We start from the raw sequence: 17130 nt of genomic DNA on the forward strand, positions 1-17130 counted from the left end.
TTCGATTCATTACTCAGAGTTTGCGGAACTGGATGGTGGCGATCTCCCAGGGCTTCAGGGGGAGCCGGAGCGTGCCGTCGGTCACCGGCAGGGTGTCTCCGGGGCGGCCGCGGAGGTCGGCGTGGCGGGCCTCGGTGAGGCCGCCCGCGACGACCGCCTCGGTGGCGTCCGGGGTGAGGGCGACGACGCGCAGCTCGTGCCAGTCGTCGCGCATCCGCAGCGAGGTCATGGTCACGCCCTCGCCCGTCACCGACAGCCCGTACGCCGCCGCCGGCAGCGGCAGTGACGGCTCGCCGGTGCCCGCGACGGTCACCAGGTCGTGGCGGAAGACCTCGGCGGCGGGCGGCGCCTGCTGCCAGGACGCGGACGGCATCAGCGCGAGGTTGAGCGAGCGCAGCCCGCGCGACTGCGCGGCCGGGGTCGGGAGCTGAGGGCCGGCGGGCTCGGGGCGGAGGGCGTTGCGGTTGCGTGAGAGGTAGCCGGCCGAGCGGAGCAGGGTGAGGGCGAGTTCGCCGTCGCCGGTCAGCTCGTACTCGGTGACGTGCTCCAGCAGCACGGCGGCGCCGCCCGCGGCCACCCAGGAGGAGGCGGGGAAGGTGGGCAGCGGGGTCTCGCCGCAGCCGGCCTCGGCGGTCAGACCGCGGGTGACGACCGCGAACTGGCCCTCGGCGTGGGACTCCGTGGCCGGCTCGGGCAGGGGCACGTGGAAGCGGACGCGGTGGTCGTCGCAGCGGTTGTCGAAGTCGAGCCGGAGCCGGACGAAGGGCTCGCCGGAGCGGAGCTCGACCCGGGTGGTGACGACGGTCCGCTCCGTGCGGGCGGTCCGCGACCGGGCCGGGAGCTCGGGGGTCTCGGCGAGGCCGTCGCCCGCGGCCGGCCACTCGTACGTCCTCCGCACCTCGACCACGGCCACCAGCGGCCCCGTGTGGATGAGCTCGGTCTCGACCGCGACCGGCTCGGAGACGAGCAGGTCGTGGGCGGGCGGCGCGTAGTTGTAGGTGTCGCCGACGTCGCCGCCGTCCACGATGCGGCCCGCGCCCGTGATGGTGGTGCCGTCCGCGCCGACGAGCGCCAGCGTGCCGTCGGCGGCGATGGTGACGCGGACCAGCCCGTTGTCGAGGATCTCTTCGTCGCCGCGCGCCGGGAGGGGGCTGACGTCGGAGGCGAGCCAGCACGCCGGGTCGTGGGTGGCGGTGTCGTCGTCCTCGCTGGGGGCGGGCGCGGTGAACACCAGGGCGTGCGGCATCGGCCGCACGCTGGTGTGGCCGAGCGGCGGGACCTGGACCAGGGCGGCGACCGTGCGGCGGGGCTCGGCGACGATCCGGACGCGGGTGACGCCGTCGAGGGCGTCGCGCAGGTCGGCGACGTCGAAGGCGAGCGTGGAGGTGCGGGCCACGGTGAAGGTGAGCACGCCGTCCTCGACGGACCAGCCGGTGATGTGCTGGCCGTACAGCTCGGTGCCGTGGACGAAGGTGAGGGCCGTGGCGGGGTCCATCTCCTCGTCGAGCAGCAGCGTGGGGGCGTACTCCAGGGGCTGGACCGGGACGACCGCGCCGGAGGGGTCCACCAGGGGGTCGAGGCCGGCGACGTCCAGGAGGACGACGCCCGTGCGGGCGGCGGGGCTGGGGTTGACCACGAGGATGCCCTCCGCCGGCACGGTGGCGGCGAGGCGGGCGGTCACCATGTCGCGTACGGCCTGGCCGAGGTGTTCGGCCTCGGCGATGCGGGCGGCCACCTGCTGGGCGGTCTCGTCCACGCCGCAGCCGGTCACCGAGTCGTGGCCGCTGGCGTCCACGAGCCGCCACCAGGCCATGTCGAGGAAGCGGCCGGGCCACTCGCCGCCCCAGAGCGCGGCGAACGGCTCGGCGTAGCGCTCGACCATGCGTTCGGCGCGGCCCATGGCCTGCTTGATGTGGGGGCGGATGGAGATGACGCCGGGCAGGATGTTGGCGCGGGCGTGGGAGCGGAGCTCGCCGGGCACGGCGGGCAGGCCCGCCACGTCGCCGGAGTACGCGCCGACGTAGCCGGACAGGGTGTCCATGCGGGCGCCGATCGCGGCCACCATCTCGGGGAGGCCGCGCACCGGCGCGGAGTGGTCGGTGCCGTACATCGCCAGCAGCGACCCCTCGGGCCCGTGCCAGCGGCGCATGGTGGTGACGAACGTCGCCGCCCGTTCGGCCAGCCCGTCGGGGTCGTGGAACAGGTGGGCGCCGTTGCCGTAGCCGCCGGCCGGGAGGTATTGGGTGCGGATGGCGGTGCCGTCGGGGGCGACCCAGGCGAAGGCGTCGGTGGTGACGGCGGACGGCACGCCCCGGTAGACGCACGCGTGCAGCAGCCCGGCCTTGCGCAGGATCTGCGGCATCTGGGCGGTGTGGCCGAACATGTCGGGCAGGTAGCCGACCGGCATCGCGCCGCCCAGCTTGTCGGCCCGGTCCATGCCGAGTTCGAGGTTGCGGACGATGTTCTCGCCCGAGCACAGGAACTCGTCCAGCAGGATCTGCCACGGGCCGATCGCCAGCCGTCCCGACTCGACGAGGGCGGCGATCCTGTCGCGGTTCTCCGGCCGCACCTCCAGGTAGTCGTCCACGCAGGCGAGCTGGCCGTCGAGGGTGAAGTGGTAGCCGGGCTCGCGCTCCATCGTGTCGAGCACCTCGTCCAGCAGCGCCACCAGGCGCAGCCGGAAACGCTGGAACGGTTCGTACCACTCGCGGTCCCAGTGGGTGTGCGGGACGACGACGATCTCCGTAGGCACGATCTCCGCGCTCACGCGGCCTCTCCTCCGATCGGCAGACCATGCTGCTCGGCGTAACGCGCGGCGATGCGCTGCGCGGTGACGATGTCCTCCAGCGCGCCGCCGGCGTCGGTGAGCGGCGGTTTGCCGTCGTTGACGAAGGCGTGGAAGGCGGCGAGCTGCACCTCGAACGCCTCGGTGACGTCGCGGTACTCGTTGCGGCTCTCGGCTCCCGACACGACGGTGAGCGTGGTGGGGGCGTTCATCAGGTAGGGCGCGGGGAAGACCAGCTCCAGCGTGCCGGTGTCGTGGTGGATGGCCACCGTCTCCCGGTAGGCGGGGTAGTCCTCCAGGTAGTGCCAGCGGATGGAGAAGCGGCCCTGCACGGGCAGCGCGCCGGAGATCTCGACCGAGCCGGGCGCGGGTCCCCAGGTCTCGACGTGCGAGATCTCGGCCGGCGAGCCGGTGAACCTGCGCAGCAGCGACAGGTCGTGGCAGATCGAGCCGAGGGAGATGCCGTACAGGCTGCGCACCGGCTCGGACTCGCCGACCGCGCGGATCGTCAGCTCGCGCTCGGCGGCCCGCAGGGAGTCGAGGAGGCCGGCGTCCACGTCGCGGGCCTGGGTGAGGTTGGCGAAGGCGAGCTGCGACTCCCCGCTCGGGTGCAGCACGGTCACCTCGACGGCGCGGATCGCCGCGGGGCCGCCCAGCTCGGCGAGCAATTCCTCGGCCCGGCGTACGGCGGGGTCGTACTGCTTCATGTAGCCGACCATGAGCCGCCCCTCGGGCAGCGCGGCCACCTCGGCGCGGGTGAGCGCGAGCGGCTTCTCGCACAGCACGGCGTAGCCGGCGGCGAGCGCGCGGCGCACGGTCTCGCCGTGGGAGCCCGAGGCGAGCACGAGCACGGCCTCGAAGCCGCCGGCGTCGAGCATGTCCTCCAGCGCGGTGTAGCGGCCGGGGGCGCCGAGCCGGTCGCCGACGGCGTCGGCCAGCGTGCGCGACAGGTCGCAGACGGCGGTCACCTCGAACAGGTCGCGGCGCCTGGACAGCAGCGGCACGTACACCGCCTGCGTGACGGCGCCGCATCCGATGAGCGCGATTCTCACAGTCCCAGTTCCTTCAGCTTGCGGCGGTTGGCGGCCTGGTCGGCGATGTTCTGCTCGACGGTGCGCCGGCCCGGCAGGGTGTCCTGCTCGATGACGACCCAGCCCGAGTAGCCGATCTCGGCCAGCGTGCGCACGACGCCGGGCAGGTCGAGCTCGCCCTCGCCGAGCGGCGCGAAGCCGCCGCGGCCCATGAGCTCGCGCAGGTCGATGCCATCGGCGAGGGCGGCGGCCAGGATCTTGGTGTCGCCGTCCTTGATGTGCACGTGGCCGACCCGGCCGGCCCAGTCGCGCAGCGCGGTCACGGGGTCGCCGCCGGCCAGCAGCAGGTGGCCGGTGTCCAGGCAGAGCTGGACGTCGGTCAGCTCCAGCAGCCGCTCGACGTCGTCGGGCGTCTCGACGTAGGTGCCGAGGTGGTGGTGGAAGGCGGGTTCGAGGCCGCGCTCGCGGCAGCGGTCGGTGGCCTCCTGTACGCGGGCGGCGTAGGCCGGCCACTCCCCCGCCGCGAGCCCTGGAACGCTCCCGCCGGGCCGCGCGAACCGCTTCGCCGAGCCCGAGCAGGCCAGCGTGGGCCGGGGCGCGAAGCCCTCGGGCGCGGGGGGCGCGGCGGCGAAGACGTCCAGCGCGGCCTCCAGCGCGGGCAGTTGCCGCGCGTACGCCTCGGCGTCGCCGTAACGCAGGTCCACCCAGCCGCCCGCGAGCAGCAGCCCGCTGCCGGCGAGCCGGTCGGCCAGCTCGGAGCCGGTGCCCAGGTAGCCGATCGGGCCGGAGTCGATGCCTTCGTACCCGGCCCCGGCCAGTGCCTGGACCATGGTGTCCGGCCCGAGCGGCGGCGGCGCGTCGCTCAGCTCGAACACCCCGAAGCTCACCGGCGCGTTCGCGACCTTGACTAGTGACACAGCCCCATCACCTCGTTCTCGTACGTCTCCAGCCGGTGCGGCCCGTCCATGCCGCGCACCAGCACCCGGTCACCGCGGATCACCTGACGCTCGCCGGAGGGCCGGACCAGGACCAGCCCGTCGGCGTCCAGCGCCAGCAGTTCGTCGCCCAGCCGCAGCAGCAGCGGCGCGTCCGGCCCCGCGGAGATCGCCACGCGCCCGGCGCGCACCCCGTCGAGCACCGTGGCGGGGTCCTCGGCCAGGACCCAGGTCGTGGGCTCGCCGGGCAGCCCGTCGGAGCCGGGACGGTGGAAGTCGCTGCCGCCGATCGCGATCACGTCGTCGCGCCAGGACTGCGACCAGGCCATCGGGGCGCCCCAGCGGCGGTCCCACCAGCCCGAGTGCCACACCTCGGCGTGCCGGGTGCGCCGGTCGAGCGGCAGCAGCCAGGCGCAGTCGCCGCCGAGCGGATGGTTGACCGACATGATGCCGCCGGCCCGTTCGGCGTGCTCGGCCCAGGAGTCGGCGGGCTCGCGGAAGTCGACCCAGCCGACGTCGCCGAAGACGTTGGCGTGGCCGCGGTCGGTGGTGACCTCCTGGCCGGGGATGAGCGTGATGCCGCGACCGGCCTTGGCCAGCCAGGGGTGGTGGCTCACGGTGTTGTGGTCGGTGACGGCCAGGAAGTCGAGCCCGCGCCCGTGGGCCAGCTCGGCCAGCTCGGCGATGCCGAGCGCGCCGTCGCTGTGCACGGTGTGGGCGTGGAAGTCGCCGGCGTGCCAGCTCAGGCCGTCGACGCCGGGGATGTCGCGCCTCGGCGGGCGCTCGCCGTGCGGCGGCTCCTCGGCGGCCGGCTCGGGCGGGACCGTGCCGGAGGTCTCGATCTCCAGGGTGAAGTCGAGGCCCTGCGGCGGGATGCGGTGCAGCCGCAGCCACACGTGCCAGGTGCCGGGCTCGGGCTCGCCGGGCAGGTAGCCGGGGGTGGCCCACGACGGGGTGATCGTGTACGTGTCGCGCGCGCCGCCCGACCAGCCGCGGAAGCCGCCGGGGGCGCCGCAGCCCAGGTCGAGCACGCCCTGCGCGCGGTCGTACGACAGCCGGACGGTGACGGCCGCGGTGCCGGGCGGGACCTCGAAGGACACCTCGCGCAGGATCCGCTCCAGCCGGTCGTCCAGACTCCAGTGGCCTCTCATGACACCAGCTCCCCGTCCCGGTAGACCAGCGCGCGGTCGCGCCGGGGCACGGCGTAGCCGTCGTCGCCGACGGCGGGCTCGCTGCCCTCGGGCACGACGGCCTGCACGATCACGTCGTTGACGTCGAGCGTCACCAGGTGGGAGGCGCCCAGGTTCTCCACGATGGCCACCTTCCCGCCCATTCCGCCCTCCGCGGGCTCGTCCGAGTAGGTCATGTACTCGGGGCGGACACCGTACACGATCTTCTCTCCGTCGCTCAGCCGGCCCTCCGCCAGGGCGGGGACGGCCACCTTGCAGCCTGCAACCTCCAGCGTGTCACCTCGGACCAGCCCGTCGAGCAGGTTCATCGGAGTGGAGCCGATGAAGCCGGCCACGAACGTGTTGGCCGGCCGCCGGAACACCTCGGCCGGTGTGCCGATCTGCCGGATGTGCCCCGCTTCCATGACGGCCATCCGGTCGGCCATGGCGAGGGCCTCGGCCTGGTCGTGGGTGACGAAGACGGTGGTGACGCCGAGCTCGCGCTGCAGCTTCTTCAGGAACGTACGCGCCTCCAGCCGCAGCCGGGCGTCCAGGTTGGACAGCGGCTCGTCGAACAAGAACGCCTGCGCCTGCGTGGCCATGACCCGCGCCAGCGCGACCCGCTGCTGCTGGCCGCCGGAGAGCTGGCCGGGCCGCCGGTCCATCAGGCGCTCCAGCCCGAGCCGCGCCCCGACCTCGGCGGCCTTGTCGCGGCGCGTGGCCTTGTCGACCTTCTTGATCCGCAGCGGGTAGGCGATGTTGTCGGTGACGTCCATGTGCGGGAACAGCGCGTAGTCCTGGAAGACCATGGCCACGTCGCGCCCGCCCGGCTGGGTGCCGGTGACGTCGCGCTCGCCGATCAGCACGGACCCGCCGGAGGCGGCCTCCAGACCGGCGATCGTGCGCAGCAGCGTGGTCTTGCCGCAACCGGAGGGCCCGAGCAGCGCGAAGAACTCGCCGTCGGGAATGACCAGGTCGAGCGCGTCGAGCGCTTTCACTCCGCCCGGGTAGACCTTCGTCAGCCCGCGTAGTTCGATGGCGGCCATTAGCGCTTGATCCCTCCGTGGAAGCGGAAGCCGTATTTCTTGCTGACGAACAGGTACATGAGCACCACGGGGACCGAGTAGAGCAGCCCGAACGTGGACAGCATGCGCAGGTTGGCCTGCCCGCCCTCGGTGTACAGCGTGTACGTGATCACCGCCGCCGGCTGCTTCTCCACGTCGCTCAGCAGCAGGTACGGCATGAGGAAGTTCCCCCACACGTTGGCGATCGACCACACGGCGATGGTCGCCAGCCCGGGCCGTACGAGGGGGACGACCACGTGCCGCACGATCTGCAGCGGCGAGGCCCCGAAGACCCGGGCGGACTCCTCGTACGACTTCGGCGTGGAGTCCATGAAGTCCTTGAGCATGAAGATCGCCGCCGGCAGCAGCCCGCCGGTCAGGATGAGGATCAGCCCGAGCTGCGAGTCGATGAGGTTGAGCTCCACGGCGAGCTGGAACAGCGGCACCATGGCCGCGGTCCCGGTGATGATCGACGACAGCAGCAGCAGCGCGTACAGCAGCGCGTCGCGCCCCGGCAGCCGCACCCGGCTCAGCGCGTACGCCGCCAGCGCCGCCATGAGCACGACCAGCAGCGCCGTCCCCACCGACAGCACCAGCGAGTTCCACAGCGACGGCAGCGCGTACGGATGCTCCAGGACCGCCTGGAAGTTCTCCCAGGTGAAGTCCGGCATCCGCACCTCGTAGGTGGGGTCGGAGGTGAACGGCGCGGTCACCAGCCACAGCAGCGGGATCGTGAAGAACGCCAGCAGCACCGCGATCAGCGTGTAGAAGCCGATCCGGCCGAGGACGAAGCGGGGCGTCATTTCTTGCTCCTCAGCAGCCGCAGGTAGAACACCGCCACGACCAGGTTGATGAGCAGGATGATCGTGGAGACCGCGGCCCCGTAGCCCAGCTCGCCGCTCTGCAGCGCGACCTTGTAGACGTGCACGGCCAGCACCTCGGACCGGCCGTCGGGTCCGCCCGCCGTGAGCAGGAACGGGCTGAAGTCGTTGAACGTCCACAGGCTGATCAGCAGCAGGTTCGTCAGGATGTGGCCGCGGATGTGCGGGAAGACCACGTCGCGGAGCTGCTGCCAGCCGGAGGCCCCGGCCAGCCGGGCGCTCTCCAGGTGCGAGGGCGGGACGTTGCCGAGGGCGGCGCCGTACAACATCATCGAGAACGCCGTGCCGCGCCAGGTGTTGAAGATGATGATCGACAACATCGGGTGGTCGAGCAGCCACGCGAAGCCCGGGATGCCGAGCAGCGCGTTGAGCGTGCCGCCGTCGCGGTCGAGCAGCGCCACCCACAGGAACGACACCACGGCGCTGGGCAGGATCCAGGCCAGGATGACCAGGCCCTCGACCAGCCGCTTGAGCGGCCCGCGCCGGTCGCGCAGCATCCAGGCGATGGTGAAGCCGAGCACGACCTGGCCGATGACGGCCGAGCCGAGCACGAACTGCACGGTGAGCCAGGTGGAGTTCCAGAACGTCGGGTTGGCGACCGCGTCCAGGAAGTTGTCCAGCCCCACGAACTGCGGCTCGGCCGCCGCGGCGCCGGTCAGGCGGTAGTTCGTCAGCCCCAGGTAGAGCACCCAGAGCGCGGGGAAGACGAGGAACGCCGCGATCAGCAGGAGTGCGGGGGCCACGAAGGCCCCCGCGCGCAGCCGGCCGAGGCCCGCCGCGTCGGAGCTGTATCCGCCGCGGCGGCCTGACGGGTCGCCGTCGATGACCTCAGGAGGCGATATTGCCTGCGCCACCGACGATTCCTTCGAGCTTCTTCTGGTAGTCGGCCGCCGCCTGGTCGGGCGCTGTGCCGCCGACGACCGCGGCGGTGGCCTCCTGGAGCGCCACCGACACCTGCGGGTAGACCGCGACCGGCGGCCGGTAGGCCGTCAGCGGCAGCACCTTCTCCGAGATGAACGTCAGCAGCGGCTGCCCGGCCAGGATCTCCTTGTTGACGTCGGTGCGCGGGGTGATGCGCACGTTGCCGTCCTTGGTCTCCTCCTTCAGCGCCTCCGGGGAGAGCGTGAAGGCCAGCAGCTCGAAGGCTTCCTTCGGATGCTTGCTGTTGGGGTTGACCGTGCGCAGCGCGCCGCCGGACATGCTGACGAAGTCCTGGCCGCGGATGCCCTTGCCGGGCTCGATGGCGGGGATCAGCGCGTAGCCGACGTTCTGGTCGCGGTCCTTCATGGGAGCGACGCCGGTGGCGGGGTTGACCACCCCGCGCCAGAAGTAGTCGCCTTCCATGAGGATGCCGACCTTGCCCTCGGCGAACTGCTGGAACGACTTGTCGCGGCCCTTGGCCTCCTGCTGGAGCTTGGGGTCGCCGAGGCCGCCGCCGTAGATCTTCTGGTAGAGGCCGAGCGCGTCCTTGAGCGACTGTGCGGCGCCGGTCCACTTGCCGTCCTGCTCGACCTGACCGCCCGCGCCGGCGAGCAGCGGCAGCACGCCCTGCATCGAGGTGGCCTCGCCCATCGCGGTGCCGGCGTTGATCTGGATCGGCACCGGCACGCCGGAGGACTTGAGCTTGGTGCCGGCGTCGAGGATCTCCTGCCAGCTCTTCGGCTGCCAGTCGGCGGGCAGGCCCGCCTTCTGGAACAGCGTCTTGTTGAAGTAGAGCACGCGGCCGTCGGTGCCGACCGGCAGGGCGTACTTCTTGCCCTCGTACGTGGCCAGCCCCTGCACCGACTCGGGGATCTGCGCCCAGCCGTCCCAGCTCTCGGCCTCGGGGCCCACCACGTCGGCCAGCGGCTTGATGTAGCCGGCCTGGGCGAACTCGCCGGCCCAGATGCCGTCGATGTCGATCACGTCCGCGCCCTTGCCTGACTTGAGGTCCAGGGAGAGCTTGGTCTTGTACTGCTCGTCGTCGACGCCGCTGGGGACGAACTTGACCTTGACGTCCTTCCCCTTGGCCTTCTGGGCGGCCTCGAACTTGGGGATCACCCAGTCGGCCACGAAGCCGGCCGCCGCCGCGTTCTTGCCGCCGGCGATGGCATTCTGGGCGATCGTCAACTCTATGGTGTCGCCGCTGCCGCCACCCGACGACTGGCCGCAGGCGGCGAGCCCGAGGCCGGCCGCGGCTATGACCACAGCGAACTTCCGCATTGCCATGCAAACCCTCCGACACGTTCCTTGAGGAGGTGGGCCGAAAGCCAATATGTCATGACATGCAGATGACGTAAAGCTCTTGCCATGTTTCAGAGATATGTCGGCCTTCCTACCCTTGCATCCGGTAGCAGGCCTAGTAACGTGGCGGACATCTGTATGTCCTGACAATATGCCATAGTGTCGAAGGTAAGCTCCCCTTCAGGAGGTGCGTTGTACGACCTGATCACGATCGGCCGCTGCGGCGTCGACGTCTACCCGCTGCAGACCGGCGTCGGGCTGGCCGACGTCGAGACCTTCGGCAAGTTCCTCGGCGGCAGCCCGACCAACGTGGCCGTCGCGGCCGCCCGCCACGGGCTGCGCTCCGCGGTGATCACCGGCGTGGGCGACGATCCCTTCGGTGAGTACGTACGGCGGGCGATCCGCGGGTTCGGCGTGGACGACAGGTATGTGGCCACCTACCCCGAGGCGCCGACGCCGGTCACGTTCTGCGAGATCTTCCCGCCCGACCACTTCCCCATCTACTTCTACCGCGGCGAGCATCCACCCGACCTGCGCCTCACCGCCGATTCCCTCGACCTGGAGGCGATCGGCGCGGCCCGGATGTTCTGGTTCTCACTGACCGGGCTCAGCAAGGAGCCGAGCGCCGCCGCGCACGAGGCCGCGCTGACCGCCCGGCGTGACGCCGGGAGTGACGGCTGGACCGTGTTCGACCTCGACTACCGGGCCTCGCTGTGGCCCTCGCGGGAGGCCGCCCGCGCGATGGCGGCGCGCATGCTGCCGTACGCGGACGTCGCCGTCGGCAACCTGGAGGAGGTCGAGACCGCGGTCGGCGTGCGCGAGCCCGAGGCCGCGGCCGAGGCGCTGCTGGCCGCCGGGGCGCGGGTCGCGATCGTGAAGCTCGGCCCCGAAGGCGTCCACGCCCGCACCCGCGACGAGAGCTGCCTGATCAAGCCGGTCGAGGTCAGCGTGGTCAACGGCATCGGCGCGGGAGACGCCTTCGGCGGCGCGCTCTGCCTGGGACTGCTGAACGGCTGGCCGCTGGAGCGCGCGATCCGCTTCGCCAACGCCGCGGGCGCCTTCGTGGCCGCCCGGCTGGCCTGCGCCGACGCCATGCCCACGACCGCCGAGGTGGAGGAACTGCTGAAGGGGGTGACCTCGTGAGCGACGTCACCCTGCCCGCCGTGAATGGGCCCTCCGTCAACGGGCCCGCCGTGAATGGGCCCGCCGTGAATGGCCCCGCTCGCAACGAGCCCGCCGTCAGCGGGTACGAGCAGCTCACCCGCATCCGCGCCACCCGCCCCGAGGAGATCGCCGAGGCCGCGGCCCGCAGGCAGCGGCGCGGGCTGCCCGGCGACGACGAGCGCCTGCTCATCATCGCCGCCGACCATCCGGCCCGCGGCGCCCTGGCCGTCCGCGACCGCCCGCTGGCCATGGCGAGCCGCGCCGACCTGCTCGACCGGCTGCGCACCGCGCTGTCGCGGCCCGGCGTGGACGGCATCCTGGCCGCCCCCGACGTGCTGGAGGACCTGCTGCTGCTGGGCGCGCTGGAGGGCAAGCTGGCCTTCGGCTCGATGAACCGGGGCGGCCTCCAGGGCTCGGTGTTCGAGCTGGACGACCGCTTCACCGGCTTCGACGCCGGCTCCATCGACGCCATGCGGCTGGACGGCGGCAAGATGCTCTGCCGCATCGACCCGTCCGACCACAACACCGTCAACACCCTGGAGTCCTGCGCCCGCGCGGTAAGTGAGCTGGCCAGGCGCCGGCTGGTGGCCATGGTGGAGCCGTTCTGGTCGCTGCGCACCGAGTCGGGAGCCCTGCGCAACGACCTGTCCCCCGAGGCGGTGATCAAGGCGATCAGCATCGCCCAGGCCCTCGGCACGACCTCGGCCTACACCTGGCTGAAGATCCCCGCGATCGCCGAGATGGAGCGGGTGATGGCCGCCACCACGCTGCCCGCCCTGCTGCTCGGCGGCGATCCCCCGGACATCGACGCCGCCCTCGCCGACTGGGACCGCGCGCTGCGCCTGCCCGGCGTGCTGGGGCTCGTGGTCGGCCGGGCCCTGCTCTACCCTCCGGACGACGACGTGGCCGCCGCCGTGGACGGCGCCGCGGCCCTGGTGCGAGAGGCACGCGCATGACCCATCTTCCGTACGGCAAGACCGCGAACGGCCCCTGGTCGGTGGAGGTGACTCCGTCCCAGGCCGGCTGGACCTACTCCGGCCTGCGGATCCTCGACCTGACCGACGCCCCGGTGACGTTCTCCACCGGCGAGGAGGAGCTGCTGGTCCTCCCGCTGGCGGGATCGTGCTCGGTGCGCCTGCCCGGTGACAGGTTCGAGCTGGCGGGGCGGCCGTCGGTCTTCGACGGGCCCTCCGACTTCGCGTACGTGCCGATCGGCACGGAGGTCACCATCGAGGGGGCGGGGCGGATCGCGCTGCCCTCCGCCCGCGCCACCGAGGCCTTTCCCGCCCGGTACGTCGCGGCGGCCGAGGTGCCGGTCGAGCTGCGCGGCGCCGGCCAGGCCAGCCGCCAGGTCAACAACTTCTGCGCGCCCGGCGTCTTCGACTGCCACAAGCTCATGGCGGTGGAGGTGCTGACGCCGTCGGGCAACTGGTCGTCGTACCCGCCGCACAAGCACGACACCCCCAACCCGGGCGAGGCCGTGCTGGAGGAGATCTACTACTTCGAGGTGGCCGACCAGGGGCTCGGCTACCAGCGGGTCTACTCCTCGGAAGGTGGGCGGATCGACACCCTCGCCGAGGTGTCCTCCGGCGACGTCGTCCTGGTCCCCCACGGCTATCACGGCCCGTCCATGGCCGCGCCCGGCTACGACCTCTACTACCTGAACGTGCTGGCCGGTCCGGCCGACGAGCGTTCGATGGCGTTCTGCGATGATCCGCGCCACGCCTGGATCCGCTCCTCGTGGGAGGGGCAGCGCATGGATCCCAGACTGCCCTTCGGGAGGACCTCATGACCCGGTTGACCGTCGCGCAGGCCGTCGTGCGTTTCCTGGCGCGGCAGTGGAGCGAGCGTGACGGCGTGGAGCGCCGCTTCTTCGCCGGCTGCGTCGGCATCTTCGGCCACGGCAACGTGGCGGGGATTGGACAAGCCCTCGCCGATGACAGCGAGTTGCCGTACCTGCTGAGCCGCAACGAGCAGGCCATGGTGCACACGGCCGCCGGCTACGCCCGCGCGAGCAACCGGCTGGCCACGCTGGCCTGCACCACCTCGATCGGGCCCGGCGCGACCAACATGGTCACCGGCGCGGCGGGCGCCACCATCAACCGGCTCCCGGTGCTGCTGCTGCCCGGCGACATCTTCTCCACCCGGGTGGCGAGCCCTCTGCTGCAGGAGCTGGAGGACCAGCGCTCCTACGACGTGTCGGTCAACGACTGCCTCAGGCCGGTCTCCCGCTACTGGGACCGGATCAACCGGCCCGAGCAGCTCCCGTCCGCGCTGCTCGCGGCCATGCGGGTGCTCACCGACCCGGCCGAGACCGGCGCGGTGACGCTCGCACTGCCCCAGGATGTGCAGGCCGAGGCGTACGACTGGCCCGACGAGCTGTTCGCCCGCCGGGTCTGGCACGTCCCGCGGCCCCGCCCCGAGCGGGCCGCCCTGGCGCGGGCCGCCGAACGCCTGCGCGCGGCCGAGCGGCCGCTGATCGTGGCGGGCGGCGGCGTGCTCCACAGCGAGGCCGCGGACGAGCTGCGGGCCTTCGCCGAGCGGTTCGGCGTCCCGGTGGCCGAGACGCAGGCCGGCAAGGGCGCGCTGCCGCACGGGCACCCGCTCGCCGTCGGCGCGGTCGGCGCGACCGGCACCACGGCGGCCAACGCGCTGGCCCGCGAGGCGGACGTGATCATCGGCGTCGGCACCCGCTACAGCGACTTCACCACCGCCTCGCGCACCCTTTTCGCCCCGGACGCGGCCTTCGTCAACGTCAACATCACCGGCTTCGACGCGGCCAAGCTGTCGGGTCTCCAGCTCGTCGCCGACGCCCGCGAGGGCCTGGCGGACCTGGCCGGCGCGCTGGGGAGCTGGCACGCCCCGTCCGCGCTCGGCGAGCGGGCGGGCGAGCTGATCCGCGCGTGGGACGCGGCCGTGGACGCGGCGTTCGCGCTGGAGGGCACGCCGCCGTCGCAGGCCGCGGTGATCGGCGCGGTCAACGCCGCCGCCGGCGAGGACGGCGTGGTGGTGTGCGCGGCCGGTTCGATGCCCGGCGACCTGCACAAGCTCTGGCGGCCGAGCGGTCCCGGCAGCTACCACGTCGAGTACGGCTACTCGTGCATGGGCTACGAGATCGCCGGCGGGCTCGGCGTGAAGCTGGCGGCGCCGGAGCGCGAGGTGTTCGTGCTGGTCGGCGACGGGTCGTACCTGATGATGGCGCAGGAGCTGGTCACCGCCGTGGCCGAGGGCGTCAAGCTGACCGTGGTGCTCGTGGACAACTCCGGCTTCGCCTCCATCGGGCGGCTGTCGGAGAGCGTCGGCGCGCGGCGGCTCGGCACCGCCTACACCGCCCGCGACGGCGGCCCGCTCCCGGTCGACCTCGCCGCCAACGCGGCCAGCCTGGGCGCGTCCGTGGTCCGCGCCGAGACGGTCGCCGACCTGCGCAAGGCGCTCGACGCGGCGCGGGCGGGCGAGACGACGACGGTGATCTACGTACGGACCGACCGGCTGGCCGACGACGTGCCCTCGTCCGAGGCGTGGTGGGACGTGCCCGTGGCGCAGGTCGGCCCGCCGCAGGAGATCCGGGACGAGTACGCCGCCGCCAAGCGCCGGCAGCACCTCCACCTCGATCCTTCCTGATCCCCTGAGGATTGCCCGCCGCAGTGCCGGGTAGGCCCCCTCTCCGGGCTGTTGAGGGGGCCAGATCAGGGAGCAGTGGATGAGGCCGTGGCGCTTGCTGGGATGGGCCGGCGTGATCGCCGTGGCCGGCTACTGCCTCACCAAGGTGGCGACGGTCGCGATCTCGGTCGTGATCGGCGTGTTCCTGACGGCGCTGCTCGCGCCGGCCGCCCGCCGGCTCTGGCGGCACGGCTTCAACCGGGCCCTCGCCACCACGGTCGTCTTCCTCACCGCGCTGGTGATGGCGGCGGCGTTCATCGCGCTGCTCGTGCCGCCCACGGCGGAGAGCGTGTCGGAGATGCAGGCCAGCGTCGGCAAGGTGCTCAACGACCTGCACACCTTCCTCGCCGGGTTCGGCATCAACGACCAGCAGCTACTCAAGCAGGCCACCGACTGGCTGTCCGGCCAGAGCAAGACGATCACCACCGGCGCGCTGGCCGGGGTCAGGACGGCCGGCGAGATCGTGGTCGGCGCGGTGCTGGCGGTGATCCTGTCGGTGTACTTCGTGCACAGCGGCGACCACCTGTTCCGCTGGCTGGTGAGCCTCGCCCCCGCCAGGAGCAGGGGGCGGCTGATGTGGGCCGGCCGGCTGATCTTCTCGGTGATCGGCCGCTACGTCCGCGGCATCGCGGTCGTGGGCGCGGTGGACGGGTTCTTCATCGGCATCGCGCTGTGGATCCTCGGCGTGCCGATGGCGCTGCCGCTCGCGGTGCTGACGTTCATCGGGGCGTTCCTGCCGGTGGTGGGGGCGTTCCTGGCCGGGCTGCTCGCGGCCGTGGTGGCGCTGGTGGCCAAGGGCTGGCTGGTGGCGCTCATCGTGGTCGCGGTGACCATCGCGGTGCAGCAGCTCGAAGGGCACGTGCTCGCGCCGCAGATTTACGGCAAGGCGCTCGAACTGCCCGGCGCGGTCATCCTGGTGGCGATCGCGGTGGGCAGCGTGGTCGCCGGGATCGTCGGGGCGTTCCTCGCCGCGCCGGTCACCTCGGTGGTCGTGGCGCTGGTGCACCGCCACGGGGAGCACACCGACGAGCCACCCGCTCCGCCTCCGCCGGAGCGGCCCCCGCCGGCCCCTCCCGCTCCTTCCCCTCAGGCTCCTCCGCAGGGCGCCTAGAGCAGGAGCTCCAGCTCCAGCTCGTGCCTGATGGGAATGCCGTCGGCCTCGCGCGGGATGGAGGGCTTCAGCCTCCTCGCCCGCTCCACGCCGTCGCGGTGCAGGGCCACGAGGTCGAAGCCGTACCGCTGGTAGAAGCGCAGGGCTCTGGTGTTGTCGTTGGTGGTGATCAGCCACAGCCGGGTGGCGCCCCGCTCGACGGCCGCGGCCCGGACCGCGTCGAGCAGCGCCCGGCCCACCCCCTTGCCGGGCAGCACGGCGTCGATGGTGATGATCTCCACCGCGCCGTCCCGCTCCCGGTAGGTGACGACGCCGGCCGGCTCGCCGTCGAGCTCGGCGAGGAAACCGGGCTGGGCGGCGGCGTCCACCAGCTCGCCCCGGCCCATGGCGACGAGCGTGGTGCCGCCCCAGCTCTCCCGCAGCACCGCCGACACGCTCTCCACGTCGGCCGGCCCGATGGGCCGTACGGACAGGCTCATCAGGCCCGCCGCTGTTCCAGCACGTCGGCGATGCCCGCGAGGAACGAGTCGACGTCCGCCATGAGGTAACCCGAGCGCACCAGCACGGCCGAGAACCGCGCCTCGCGCACCTCCTTCGCCGTCACCGGGAAGTCGGTCGTGCCGCGCAGGGTGGCCACGATGCGGTCGAGGAAGGCGTCGACCTCGTCCTCGTTGTAGCCGGTGCCCATGCGGCCCGAACGGAAGGCCACCCGCTCGACCCGGGCCGCCTGCGTCTCGAACCACTCCTCGCGCAGCAGCTCGCCGGTCGGCTCGGCGAGCGCCAGCCGGACCGGCCACTTGGCCTGCGTCTCCAGCGCCACCACGAACGCCTCCAGGGCGAAGTCGACCGCCGTCTCCTGGTAGCCGCCGCGTTTGGCGCGGAACGTGGCCGCGCGCACCTCGTCGGCGGTGATCGGCTCGTACGTGCGGGGACCCCGGCCCAGGGTGGCCTCGATGCGGCCGATCAAAGCGTCGACTTCGGCCGGGTCATAGCCTGAACGCATGCCCATGACGCGCGGAAAGCGGTTCAAGCTCACGCTCCTCTGAATCGTGCTGGGGGTGCCTCCATTGTGCTGCTCTTTATCTTGGTCAGGCACCCCGACATATA

The 17130-nt window shown here is 72.4% G+C and carries 15 protein-coding genes; 5 read left to right on the forward strand and 10 right to left on the reverse strand.

Going from position 1 to position 17130, the window contains the following annotated elements:
• Positions 1-13: 13 nt before the first annotated feature.
• Genes SMD20_RS20985 through SMD20_RS21020 form a run of 8 tightly spaced genes read right to left on the reverse strand, consistent with a single transcriptional unit; the run spans position 14 to position 10067 of the window.
• Positions 14-2767, reverse strand: coding sequence for a glycoside hydrolase family 38 C-terminal domain-containing protein (locus SMD20_RS20985; protein WP_329583724.1), 2754 nt, complete (start codon positions 2765-2767; stop codon positions 14-16).
• On the reverse strand, positions 2764-3837 hold the full coding sequence (locus tag SMD20_RS20990; RefSeq protein ID WP_329583726.1) for a Gfo/Idh/MocA family protein: 1074 nt from the start codon (positions 3835-3837) through the stop codon (positions 2764-2766). Before SMD20_RS20990 ends, SMD20_RS20985 begins: the two co-directional genes overlap by 4 nt.
• Positions 3834-4733 carry a TIM barrel protein gene (locus tag SMD20_RS20995; RefSeq protein WP_329583728.1) on the reverse strand — a complete coding sequence of 300 codons (900 nt, stop codon included), beginning with the start codon at positions 4731-4733 and terminating at the stop codon, positions 3834-3836. The genes SMD20_RS20990 and SMD20_RS20995 overlap by 4 nt, the downstream gene beginning before the upstream one ends.
• On the reverse strand, positions 4724-5902 hold the full coding sequence (locus SMD20_RS21000; RefSeq protein ID WP_329583730.1) for a CehA/McbA family metallohydrolase: 1179 nt from the start codon (positions 5900-5902) through the stop codon (positions 4724-4726). Before SMD20_RS21000 ends, SMD20_RS20995 begins: the two co-directional genes overlap by 10 nt.
• Positions 5899-6966: an ABC transporter ATP-binding protein gene (locus SMD20_RS21005; protein WP_329583733.1), complete on the reverse strand. Its 1068-nt coding sequence runs from the start codon at positions 6964-6966 to the stop codon at positions 5899-5901. The genes SMD20_RS21000 and SMD20_RS21005 overlap by 4 nt, the downstream gene beginning before the upstream one ends.
• Entirely contained in the window at positions 6966-7787 is an 822-nt protein-coding gene (locus SMD20_RS21010; protein WP_329583736.1) for a carbohydrate ABC transporter permease, read from the reverse strand. Before SMD20_RS21010 ends, SMD20_RS21005 begins: the two co-directional genes overlap by 1 nt.
• Complete coding sequence (locus SMD20_RS21015) at positions 7784-8719, reverse strand: carbohydrate ABC transporter permease (protein ID WP_329583739.1); 936 nt, start codon at positions 8717-8719, stop codon at positions 7784-7786. The genes SMD20_RS21010 and SMD20_RS21015 overlap by 4 nt, the downstream gene beginning before the upstream one ends.
• Positions 8694-10067: an extracellular solute-binding protein gene (locus SMD20_RS21020; RefSeq protein WP_329583741.1), complete on the reverse strand. Its 1374-nt coding sequence runs from the start codon at positions 10065-10067 to the stop codon at positions 8694-8696. The genes SMD20_RS21015 and SMD20_RS21020 overlap by 26 nt, the downstream gene beginning before the upstream one ends.
• Before the next feature lie 213 nt (positions 10068-10280).
• Here SMD20_RS21020 and iolC point away from each other — a divergent pair, with 213 nt between their 5' ends.
• From iolC to SMD20_RS21045, 5 genes are all read left to right on the forward strand, one after another.
• The gene (iolC, locus tag SMD20_RS21025; RefSeq protein ID WP_329583744.1) at positions 10281-11231 is read left to right on the forward strand and encodes a 5-dehydro-2-deoxygluconokinase; all 951 of its coding nucleotides are present in this window, start codon (positions 10281-10283) and stop codon (positions 11229-11231) included.
• Positions 11232-11296: 65 nt separating this feature from the next.
• On the forward strand, positions 11297-12208 hold the full coding sequence (locus SMD20_RS21030) for a Cgl0159 family (beta/alpha)8-fold protein (RefSeq protein WP_329583747.1): 912 nt from the start codon (positions 11297-11299) through the stop codon (positions 12206-12208).
• Complete coding sequence (gene iolB, locus SMD20_RS21035) at positions 12205-13044, forward strand: 5-deoxy-glucuronate isomerase (RefSeq protein WP_329583750.1); 840 nt, start codon at positions 12205-12207, stop codon at positions 13042-13044. The genes SMD20_RS21030 and iolB overlap by 4 nt, the downstream gene beginning before the upstream one ends.
• The gene (gene iolD / locus SMD20_RS21040; RefSeq protein ID WP_329583752.1) at positions 13041-14873 is read left to right on the forward strand and encodes a 3D-(3,5/4)-trihydroxycyclohexane-1,2-dione acylhydrolase (decyclizing); all 1833 of its coding nucleotides are present in this window, start codon (positions 13041-13043) and stop codon (positions 14871-14873) included. Before iolB ends, iolD begins: the two co-directional genes overlap by 4 nt.
• A 79-nt stretch (positions 14874-14952) precedes the next feature.
• Positions 14953-16023: an AI-2E family transporter gene (locus SMD20_RS21045; RefSeq protein ID WP_329583755.1), complete on the forward strand. Its 1071-nt coding sequence runs from the start codon at positions 14953-14955 to the stop codon at positions 16021-16023.
• On the opposite strand, the gene SMD20_RS21050 is transcribed toward SMD20_RS21045, so the two are convergent.
• Positions 16020-16502, reverse strand: coding sequence for a GNAT family N-acetyltransferase (locus SMD20_RS21050; protein ID WP_329583758.1), 483 nt, complete (start codon positions 16500-16502; stop codon positions 16020-16022). The two genes, SMD20_RS21045 and SMD20_RS21050, sit on opposite strands and share 4 nt — an antisense overlap.
• Complete coding sequence (locus tag SMD20_RS21055; protein WP_329583760.1) at positions 16502-17053, reverse strand: DivIVA domain-containing protein; 552 nt, start codon at positions 17051-17053, stop codon at positions 16502-16504. Before SMD20_RS21055 ends, SMD20_RS21050 begins: the two co-directional genes overlap by 1 nt.
• Positions 17054-17130 lie beyond the last annotated feature (77 nt).

The organism is Nonomuraea sp. LP-02 (assembly GCF_036289125.1).
In the GTDB taxonomy this organism is placed as follows: Bacteria; Actinomycetota; Actinomycetes; order Streptosporangiales; family Streptosporangiaceae; genus Nonomuraea; species Nonomuraea bangladeshensis.

Excerpts from the sequence above, each read along its gene's own strand:
- SMD20_RS21000 (WP_329583730.1), bottom strand. The coding sequence starts at position 5,902 with ATGAGAGGCCACTGGAGTCTGGACGACCGGCTGGAGCGGATCCTGCGC.
- SMD20_RS21020 (WP_329583741.1), bottom strand. The coding sequence starts at position 10,067 with ATGCGGAAGTTCGCTGTGGTCATAGCCGCGGCCGGCCTCGGGCTCGCC.
- iolD (WP_329583752.1), top strand. The coding sequence starts at position 13,041 with ATGACCCGGTTGACCGTCGCGCAGGCCGTCGTGCGTTTCCTGGCGCGG.
- iolB (WP_329583750.1), top strand. The coding sequence starts at position 12,205 with ATGACCCATCTTCCGTACGGCAAGACCGCGAACGGCCCCTGGTCGGTG.
- SMD20_RS21005 (WP_329583733.1), bottom strand. The coding sequence starts at position 6,966 with ATGGCCGCCATCGAACTACGCGGGCTGACGAAGGTCTACCCGGGCGGA.
- SMD20_RS21045 (WP_329583755.1), top strand. The coding sequence starts at position 14,953 with ATGAGGCCGTGGCGCTTGCTGGGATGGGCCGGCGTGATCGCCGTGGCC.
- SMD20_RS21010 (WP_329583736.1), bottom strand. The coding sequence starts at position 7,787 with ATGACGCCCCGCTTCGTCCTCGGCCGGATCGGCTTCTACACGCTGATC.
- SMD20_RS21050 (WP_329583758.1), bottom strand. The coding sequence starts at position 16,502 with ATGAGCCTGTCCGTACGGCCCATCGGGCCGGCCGACGTGGAGAGCGTG.